Origin of the sequence: Pseudomonas wayambapalatensis, from assembly GCF_049942315.1 — a bacterium.
Taxonomy (GTDB): domain Bacteria; phylum Pseudomonadota; class Gammaproteobacteria; order Pseudomonadales; family Pseudomonadaceae; genus Aquipseudomonas; species Aquipseudomonas wayambapalatensis.
Map to the genome: position 1 here is coordinate 1 of NZ_JBNFMU010000029.1, position 9241 is coordinate 9241.

6 protein-coding genes and 1 pseudogene are annotated in these 9241 nt (G+C 63.0%); 2 read left to right on the forward strand and 5 right to left on the reverse strand.

Annotation, left to right across the window (positions count from 1 at the left end; translation table 11 throughout):
* Positions 1-196 precede the first annotated feature (196 nt).
* Positions 197-1456: a transcription termination factor Rho gene (gene rho / locus ACPZMI_RS00535; RefSeq protein ID WP_039581904.1), complete on the reverse strand. Its 1260-nt coding sequence runs from the start codon at positions 1454-1456 to the stop codon at positions 197-199.
* Positions 1457-1707: 251 nt separating this feature from the next.
* Positions 1708-2037, reverse strand: a complete 330-nt coding sequence (trxA, locus tag ACPZMI_RS00540; RefSeq protein ID WP_009684153.1) for a thioredoxin TrxA — start codon at positions 2035-2037, stop codon at positions 1708-1710.
* 277 nt (positions 2038-2314) lie between these two features.
* On the opposite strand from trxA, the gene ppx reads away from it, so the two are divergent.
* Positions 2315-3817 (forward strand): exopolyphosphatase, encoded by a 1503-nt coding sequence (gene ppx / locus ACPZMI_RS00545; RefSeq protein ID WP_186709989.1) that lies wholly within the window; start codon positions 2315-2317, stop codon positions 3815-3817.
* A 44-nt stretch (positions 3818-3861) separates the two neighbouring features.
* Here ppx and ppk1 read toward each other — a convergent pair whose 3' ends face one another.
* Positions 3862-6099, reverse strand: coding sequence for a polyphosphate kinase 1 (gene ppk1 / locus ACPZMI_RS00550; protein ID WP_186721038.1), 2238 nt, complete (start codon positions 6097-6099; stop codon positions 3862-3864).
* 20 nt (positions 6100-6119) lie between these two features.
* Positions 6120-7130 carry a porphobilinogen synthase gene (gene hemB / locus ACPZMI_RS00555; RefSeq protein ID WP_186669886.1) on the reverse strand — a complete coding sequence of 337 codons (1011 nt, stop codon included), beginning with the start codon at positions 7128-7130 and terminating at the stop codon, positions 6120-6122.
* A gap of 208 nt (positions 7131-7338) precedes the next feature.
* Here hemB and ACPZMI_RS00560 point away from each other — a divergent pair, with 208 nt between their 5' ends.
* Positions 7339-7983 carry a DedA family protein gene (locus tag ACPZMI_RS00560; RefSeq protein ID WP_186669887.1) on the forward strand — a complete coding sequence of 215 codons (645 nt, stop codon included), beginning with the start codon at positions 7339-7341 and terminating at the stop codon, positions 7981-7983.
* 549 nt (positions 7984-8532) lie between these two features.
* Here ACPZMI_RS00560 and ACPZMI_RS00565 read toward each other — a convergent pair.
* A pseudogene (locus ACPZMI_RS00565) lies at positions 8533-9111 on the reverse strand (sterol desaturase family protein); the annotation flags it as partial.
* Positions 9112-9241 lie beyond the last annotated feature (130 nt).

The following is a 9241-nucleotide window of genomic DNA, read 5'->3' on the forward strand; positions in this document are numbered from 1 at the left end:
CAAGCAGACCAAGACCAACGATGAGTTCTTCCTGTCGATGAAGCGCAAGTAAGCGCAACTTTCAGGAAGCATTTGGGGCCGCTTCGCGCCCCTTCGCGGGCAAGCCCGCTCCCACAGATATCGCACAGATCCTGTAGGAGCGGGCTTGCCCGCGAAGGGGCGCGAAGCGGCCCCAAATGCTTCCTGAAAGTTGCGCTTACTTGCGCTTCATCGACAGGAAGAACTCATCGTTGGTCTTGGTCTGCTTGAGCTTGTCGATGAGGAACTCGATGGCCGCCACTTCATCCATCGGGTGCAGCAGCTTGCGCAGGATCCACATGCGCTGCAGCTCGTCGTCGGCAGTCAGCAGCTCTTCGCGACGGGTGCCGGACTTGTTGATGTTGATGGCCGGGAACACACGCTTCTCGGCGATGCGGCGGTCCAGCGGCAGCTCCATGTTGCCGGTACCCTTGAACTCTTCGTAGATGACCTCATCCATCTTCGAGCCGGTCTCGACCAGCGCGGTGGCGATGATGGTCAGCGAGCCGCCTTCCTCGATGTTACGGGCAGCGCCGAAGAAACGCTTGGGCTTTTCCAGGGCGTGGGCGTCGACACCACCGGTCAGGACCTTGCCGGAGCTCGGGATCACGGTGTTGTAGGCACGCGCCAGACGGGTGATGGAGTCGAGCAGGATGACCACGTCCTTCTTGTGCTCGACCAGGCGCTTGGCCTTTTCGATCACCATTTCGGCAACCTGCACGTGGCGGGTCGGCGGCTCGTCGAAGGTCGAGGCGACCACTTCGCCGCGCACGGTGCGCTGCATCTCGGTCACTTCTTCCGGGCGCTCGTCGATCAGCAGGACGATCAGGTGGCACTCGGGGTTGTTACGGGTAATGTTGGCCGCGATGTTCTGCAGCATGATGGTCTTGCCCGCTTTCGGCGGAGCGACGATCAGGCCGCGCTGGCCTTTGCCGATAGGCGCGCACAGGTCGATGACACGGCCGGTGAGGTCTTCGGTGGAACCGTTACCGGCTTCCATCTTCAGGCGATGGTTCGGGAACAGCGGCGTCAGGTTTTCGAACAGGATCTTGTTCTTCGCGTTTTCCGGACGGTCGAAGTTGATGGTATCGACCTTCAGCAGGGCGAAGTAACGCTCCCCTTCCTTCGGCGGGCGGATCTTGCCGACGATGGTGTCGCCGGTGCGCAGGTTGAAGCGGCGGATCTGGCTGGGCGAGACGTAGATATCGTCAGGGCCGGCCAGATACGAGGCATCTGCCGAACGCAGGAAACCGAATCCATCCTGGAGAATCTCCAGCACGCCGTCACCCGAGATCTCTTCGCCGCTCTTCGCGTGTTTTTTCAACAGGGCGAAAATCACGTCCTGCTTGCGCGAACGGGCCATGTTTTCGATGCCCATCTGTTCGGCCATTTCCAGCAGATCGGTAATCGGCTTTTGCTTGAGTTCTGTCAGGTTCATAAGGGGAGTGACGTAATCATGTAAGAAGGGGGGAATTAAGCTTCTGGCTTAATGAGGTCGCGCCGCTAGATTGGCGACAGGATCGCGTACTGATTCGAATTGGGAGTGCGTCGCGACGGCGTGCAGAGGGCACTGGAGAAGCAGTGCGAGGCCGAATGTAACACTTGCTTTTTTCGACGTCTAGTGGTTTTGACAGGGGAAATCGAGCCTCAGGGGCAAAAAAAGCCCCGCATTCGCGGGGCTTTTTCACATCACAGGTGGGCGTCGAGGAACGCAGCCAGCTGCGACTTGGACAGCGCGCCGACCTTGGTGGCCTCGACGTTGCCGTTCTTGAACAGCATCAGCGTCGGGATGCCGCGCACGCCGTGCTTGGCCGGGGTTTCCTGGTTGTCGTCGATGTTCAGCTTGGCGACGGTCAGCTTGCCTTCGTAGGTGGAGGCGATGTCGTCCAGGACCGGAGCGATCATCTTGCATGGACCGCACCATTCAGCCCAGTAGTCGACCAGCACCGGGCCTTGAGCCTGCAGCACTTCGGCTTCGAAGGTGGCGTCGGTGACGTGTTTGATCAGATCGCTGCTCATGGAGTTCTCCAGGTCGTAAGCATAAAAAACGTTGCCCATCATAGCCGCACCCACGCCCTACAGGAAGCCACGGCCGATTGAGTGTAACTATAGTTGTGCAAGACGCCCCGAATCGAAACCGTCATACAAGCGTCATAGGATTTGTCCGAGGCCTTTGTTGATCAGTCATCCAGGCCACCCGCACATTGCCCTGCATCAATCCTCGCCATGTCGCGCGTTGGCGTATGCCCGCGATCATGGCAGGATTGCCGGGTTATCGACCGAGAACATCCAGATCATGCCGCAAACCACCGCGAAGAACCTGTCTCTGATCGCCGCCATCGACCTTGGCTCCAACAGCTTCCACATGGTCGTGGCCAAGGCCCACCATACCGAGATCCGCATTCTCGAACGGCTGGGGGAGAAGGTTCAACTGGCTGCGGGCATCAACGAAGACCGCCAGCTCAGCGAAGAAGCCATGCAGCGAGGCCTCGAATGCCTCAAGCGTTTCGCCCAGCTGATCAACGGCATGCCGGCCGGCGCAGTGCGCATCGTCGGCACCAACGCCCTGCGTGAAGCGCGCAACCGCAATGACTTCATCCTGCGTGCCGAAGCCATCCTCGGCCATCCGGTCGAGGTCATTTCAGGCCGTGAAGAGGCGCGCCTGATCTACCTGGGTGTGTCGCACACCCTCGCCGACACGCCTGGCAAACGCCTGGTCGCCGATATCGGCGGCGGCAGCACCGAGTTCATCATCGGTCAACGCTTCGAGCCCCTGCTGCGCGAGAGCCTGCAGATGGGCTGCGTAAGCTTCACCCAGCGCTATTTCCGCGACGGCAAGATCACCCCGGCACGCTACGCCCAGGCCTACACCGCCGCGCGCCTTGAGCTGATGAGCATCGAGAACGCCCTGCACCGCCTGACCTGGGACGAGGCCATCGGCTCGTCGGGCACCATCCGCGCCATCGGCGCCGCGATCAAAGCCAACGGCCATGGCAACGGCGAAGTCAACGCCGAAGGCCTGGCCGTGCTCAAGCGCAAGCTGTTCAAGCTGGGCGAAGTCGACAAGATCGACTTCGACGGCGTCAAACCGGACCGGCGCACCATCTTCCCTGCGGGGCTGGCGATTCTCGAGGCGATCTTCGACGCCCTCGAACTGCAGCGCATGGACCACTGTGACGGCGCCCTGCGTGAAGGCGTGCTGTTCGACCTGCTCGGCCGCCATCATCACGAGGACGTGCGTGAGCGCACGCTGAACTCGCTGATGGAGCGCTATCACGTCGACCAGGGCCAGGCCGCACGGGTGGAGCGCAAGGCCCTGCACGCCTTCGACCAGGTGGCCAAGGCGTGGGATCTGGAAAACGGCAACTGGCGCGACCTGCTGGGCTGGGCGGCGAAGGTGCATGAGGTCGGGCTGGACATCGCCCACTACCACTACCACAAGCACGGCGCCTACCTGATCGAGCACTCCGACCTGTCGGGCTTCTCCCGCGAGGACCAGCAGATGCTGGCACTGCTGGTACGCGGCCATCGCCGCAACATCCCCAAGGACAAGTTCGCCGAGTTCGGCGACGAAGGCGTCAAGCTGATCCGCCTGTGCGTGCTGCTGCGCTTCGCCATCCTCTTCCACCACATCCGCGGCACCCAGCAAATGCCCAAGGTCGAGCTCAAGGCTGCCGACGACAGTCTGGAAGTGGTGTTCCCTGAAGGCTGGCTGGAGCAGAACCAGCTGACCCAGGCCGACTTCGCCAACGAGGCTGAGTGGCTGGCGCGGGTCGGGTTCGTGCTGAGCGTGCGTTGAAGGTTTGAGTGTGCTGGGGCTGTTTTGCAGCCCCAGCAATCTGACTACCGTACGTTCAGCACCGGGTTGCTCAGGCGCTCCAGCAGGGTCGCCTGGGCGCTGCGCGGGTTCTGGTTGCCGGTCGGCGTGCTGCGCACATAACGACCATCAGGCTGCAAGGTCCAGGCCTGGGTATTGTCGGTCAGGTAGCCTTCGAGCTCCTTCTTCACCCGCAGCAGCAACTTCTTGCCCTCTACCGGGAAGCAGGTCTCGACACGCTTGTCGAGGTTGCGCTCCATCCAGTCGGCGCTGGACAGGTAGATCTGCTCCTCGCCGCCGTTGAGGAAGTAGAACACCCGCGTGTGCTCGAGGAAGCGGCCGATGATCGAGCGCACATTGATGTTGTGCGACACCCCCGGGATGCCCGGGCGCAGGCAGCACATGCCACGCACCACCAGGTCGATGCGCACGCCCGACTGGCTCGCCTTGTACAGGGCCTTGATGACCTTGGCATCGGTCAGCGAGTTGAACTTGGCGATGATGTGCGCCGGCTTGCCGTCGAGCGCGAACTGCGTCTCGCGGGCGATCATGTCGAGCATGCCCTTCTTGAGGGTGAAGGGTGCATGCAGCAGCTTCTTCATGCGCAGGGTCTTGCCCATGCCGATCAGCTGGCTGAACAGCTTGCCGACGTCCTCGGTGAGTGCGTCATCGGAGGTCAGCAGGCTGTAGTCGGTGTACAGGCGGGCGTTGCCGGCGTGGTAGTTACCTGTACCCAGGTGCGCGTAGCGGACGATCTCGCCCTGCTCGCGGCGCAGGATCAGCATCATCTTGGCGTGGGTCTTGAAGCCGACCACGCCATAGATCACCACCGCGCCGGCTGCCTGCAGGCGGCTGGCCATCTGCAGGTTGGACTCTTCGTCGAAACGCGCACGCAGTTCGATCACCGCAGTGACCTCCTTGCCGTTACGCGCCGCATCGACCAACGCGTCGACGATCTCCGAGTTGGCCCCGGAGCGGTACAAGGTCTGGCGCACAGCGAGCACGTGCGGGTCCTTGGCGGCCTGGCGCAGCAGGTCGACCACCGGGGTGAAGGATTCGAACGGGTGCATCAGCAGCACATCCTGCTTGCTGATGACGCTGAAAATGTTGTCGGCGTTCTGCAGGATCTTCGGGATCGCCGGGGTGAACGGGGTGTACTGCAGCTCCGGGTGGCTGTCCAGGCCAGTGATGCTGAACAGACGGGTCAGGTTGACCGGGCCATTGACCTGGTAAAGCTCGCTCTCGCTCAGGCTGAACTGCTTGAGCAGGTAGTCGGAGAGGTGCTTCGGACAGGTGTCGGCAACCTCCAGGCGCACAGCATCGCCGTAGCGGCGCGAGAACAGCTCGCCACGCAGGGCGCGGGCAAGGTCGTCGACCTCTTCGGAGTCCAGCGCCAGGTCGGCGTTTCGGGTCAGGCGGAACTGATAGCAGCCCTTGACCTTCATGCCCTGGAACAGGTCGTCGGCGTGAGCGTGGATCATCGACGACAGGAATACATAGTTGTCGCCGGGGCCGCCAACCTCTTCCGGCACACGGATCACCCGCGGCAGCAGGCGTGGCGCCGGAATGATCGCCAGGCCCGAGTCGCGACCGAAGGCATCGACGCCCTCGAGCTCGACGATGAAGTTCAGGCTCTTGTTCACCAGCAGCGGGAACGGGTGGGTCGGGTCGAGGCCGATCGGGGTGATGATCGGGGCGATCTCGTCGCGGAAGAAGCGACGCACCCAGGTCTTGAGCTTGGGCGTCCAGTGGCGGCGACGGATGAAGCGAATCGCATGCTTCTCCAGCTCCGGCAGCAGCACGTCGTTGAGGATCGCGTACTGGCGGTCCACCTCCAGGTGCACCAGCTCGCTGATCCGCGCCAGCGCCTGATGCGGCTGCAGGCCGTCGGCGCCGGCCTGTTCGCGGGCGAAATTGATCTGCTTCTTAAGCCCGGCGACGCGGATCTCGAAGAACTCGTCGAGGTTGCTGGAGAAGATCAGCAGGAACTTCAGACGCTCCAGCAGCGGGTAGGACTCATCCAGCGCCTGTTCCAGCACGCGGATGTTGAACTGCAGCTGCGAGAGTTCACGATGAATGTACAGGCTGCTGTCGTCCAGGCCCGGCACCGGAATCGCCGGGGCCGGCGCCGGGGCGGCGGCCTCGACGACAGGCACCGGCTCAGGTGCAGGCGCCGCTGGGAGGTCCGGCGGGGTCTGCATCAGTTCCTCCGGGAGGGCCTTGGCTTCCTTGATCTCGACAGCAGTGAGCACTTCGTTATTCATCTGACGTTCCTGTGAGGGCGTTACTGCCCTCTCAACAATTGAGCGGCACGCACGGCGAAATAGGTGAGGATGCCATCGGCGCCGGCCCGTTTGAAAGCGGTGAGGGATTCGAGAATCACGGCCTCGCTGAGCCAGCCGTTCTGGATGGCCGCCATGTGCATGGCGTATTCGCCGCTGACCTGATACACGAAGGTCGGCACGCGGAATTCGGTTTTGACGCGGTGAACGATGTCCAGGTACGGCATGCCCGGCTTGACCATGACCATGTCGGCGCCTTCGGCGAGGTCGGTGGCCACTTCATGCAGGGCCTCGTCACTGTTGGCCGGGTCCATCTGGTAGGAGGCCTTGTTGGCCTTGCCCAGGTTCAGCGCCGAGCCGACCGCATCGCGGAACGGGCCGTAGTAGGCGCTGGCATACTTGGCGGAGTAAGCCATGATGCGCACGTTGACGTGACCGGCCAGCTCCAGGGCTTCGCGGATCGCCTGCAGACGACCGTCCATCATGTCGGACGGCGCCACCACCTGGGCACCCGCTTCGGCGTGCGACAGCGCCTGACGCACCAGGGCGTCGACGGTGATGTCGTTCTGCACGTAGCCCTCTTCGTCGAGGATGCCGTCCTGGCCGTGGGTGGTGAAGGGGTCGAGCGCAACGTCGGTGATCACCCCCAGGTCCGGGAAGCGCGCACGCAAGGCGCGGGTGGCACGCTGGGCGATGCCGTCCGGGTTCCAGGCCTCGGCACCGTCGAGGGACTTCTTCTCCACCGGGGTGACCGGGAACAGCGCCAGCGCCGGAATCCCCAGCTCCACCCAACCCTGTGCGGCTTCGAGCAGCAGGTCGATCGACAGGCGCTCGACGCCCGGCATCGACGGCACTTCCTCGCGGCGATTTTCGCCGTCCAGCACGAATACCGGCAGGATCAGGTCATCGACGGTCAGGGTGTTCTCGCGAACCAGACGACGGGAGAATTCGTCCCGGCGGTTGCGACGCAGGCGGGTAGCAGGAAACAGGCGGTTGGCGGGGGTAAAGCTCACGGCAGACTCCTGAGCCCGCGCAGGCGGGCTAGCGCGACAGTTATAAGCGCCCATTATGACGCCTAGGTTACAGGGAAGAGCAACCCTGCGACTTGTGGCCGCAGGCATTGTCCTTGTAGGAAATGTTCACGTCGAGACACATTTGGACACTTTCCCCCAGGCGCGCGAAGGGGTAGGCTGCGCGTTCATTTCGCCAGCACCTCAGAAAATGCTTCAACAATTCCTGCAGGATTTCGGCTATTTCGCCCTCTTTCTAGGCACCTTCTTCGAAGGCGAGACCATCCTGGTACTTGCAGGATTCCTCGCGTTCCGTGGATACATGGACATTAGCCTGGTCGTGGTGGTGGCGTTCTTCGGCAGCTATGCCGGTGACCAGCTCTGGTATTTCATGGGCCGTCGCCACGGGCGCAAGATCCTTGCGCGCAAACCGCGCTGGCAGGCGATGGGCGACCGCGCGCTGGAGCATATCCGCCGCCACCCCGACATCTGGGTGCTGAGCTTCCGTTTCGTCTATGGGCTGCGCACCGTGATGCCGGTGGCCATCGGCCTGTCCGGCTATCCTCCGCGGCGCTACCTGCTGCTCAACGGCATCGGCGCGGCAATCTGGGCCCTGGCCCTGGGCGCGGCGGCCTATCACTTCGGCGCCATCCTCGAAGGCCTGCTGGGCAACGTGAAAAAGTACGAGCTATGGGTGCTCGGTGGCCTGCTGGTGCTGGGCGGACTGCTCTGGCTGCGCCGACGTTTCCGCAACCTGCGTGCGGAGCGCAAGGCGGCGGCAGAAGGCCAATCCCCACAGGCTGAGCAGGCTGTAGAGCCCGAGCAGAAGCCAGGCCAAGGGCGTAACCGTCCCTAGGCCCAGCGCCCCGCCCAGGTAAAGCGCCGGGCCGTTGGACACCAGCCGCAGCAGCTCAAGGCGCGCGGCCCGAGGCCGGTTCTCCAGCGCCATCCCAAGCACGAACAAGCCAAACGCCATCAGTGTCCAGCCCAGCACCAGCGCCACTGGCGGCACGCGGTCGGCCACCTCCATCAGGTAACTGCCCAAGCCCGCATACACGGCGAACTGCAGCGCCACGTACAGCTGCTGGGCCCGGCCCAGCGGTATCTCGAACTTGCGAAACTGCGCCAGATCGGCCTTGGCCTGTGGATAACCCAGCGCCACATCCGCCGGTCGCCAACCGGTGGGCATGAACCAGATCCGCAGCTTGTCCCACAGACTGCGAGTGCGCCGCGCATCGCTCCAGAGCTGGGCATAGAACTGCAGGTTGGCCCACAACGGGTTCCAGCTCGCCAGCGGCGTGGTCACGCCGAACACCACGGGCTCGCGCGGGTCTTCCTCCTGGAAAGTGCCGAACAGGCGATCCCAGAGAATGAACACGCCGCCGTAGTTGCGATCCAAGTACAAAGGATTCTGCGCATGGTGGACGCGATGGTTGGACGGCGTGATCAGCACCCACTCGAGCCAGCCCAGCTTGGGCACGTGGCGGGTATGCACCCAGAACTGGTACAGCAGGTTCAGCGATGCCACGGTGACGAACACCAGCGGCGGTACGCCAACCAGGGCCAGTGGCAGGTAGAAGATCCACGAGAAGAGAAAGCCGCTGCTGGTCTGGCGCAGGGCGGTGGTGAGGTTGTACTCCTCGCTCTGGTGATGCACCGAATGCGCCGCCCACAGCACGTTGCGCTCATGGCCGAGGCGGTGCAGCCAGTAATAGCAGAAGTCGTAGAGCACGAACGCCAGCAGCCAGACCCAAACCGCTCTGTCCGGCAGGCGCAGCAGGGCCAGGTGCTCCCAGACCAACGCGTAGCTGACAAGCCCCACGCCCTTGGTCAGCAGCCCCGTACTGGTCGACAGCGCCCCGGTGCTCAGGCTGTTGATCGAATCCGCCAGACGATAGTTGCGCTGCCCGCGCAGCCGGTCGGCGACCAGCTCCACAGCAATCAGCACGAAGAAGAACGGCACGGCCAGCAGAATCAGGTCCATGGTGACGATCCCAAGCGTTATCCACAGAGATTAGGGTCTGTCTGAAAAGTCTTGAGACGAAGGTCAGGCAAGGCGAAAACAGCCGAGGAAGCGGAGTTTACGGGTTGTAAATGAGCATTCCGAGGCTGTT

Bases quoted from the DNA above. Each gene is read 5' to 3' on its own strand.
- rho (WP_039581904.1), bottom strand. From the start codon at position 1,456: ATGAACCTGACAGAACTCAAGCAAAAGCCGATTACCGATCTGCTGGAA.
- trxA (WP_009684153.1), bottom strand. From the start codon at position 2,037: ATGAGCAGCGATCTGATCAAACACGTCACCGACGCCACCTTCGAAGCC.
- ACPZMI_RS00560 (WP_186669887.1), top strand. From the start codon at position 7,339: ATGCTTCAACAATTCCTGCAGGATTTCGGCTATTTCGCCCTCTTTCTA.
- ppx (WP_186709989.1), top strand. From the start codon at position 2,315: ATGCCGCAAACCACCGCGAAGAACCTGTCTCTGATCGCCGCCATCGAC.
- ppk1 (WP_186721038.1), bottom strand. From the start codon at position 6,099: ATGAATAACGAAGTGCTCACTGCTGTCGAGATCAAGGAAGCCAAGGCC.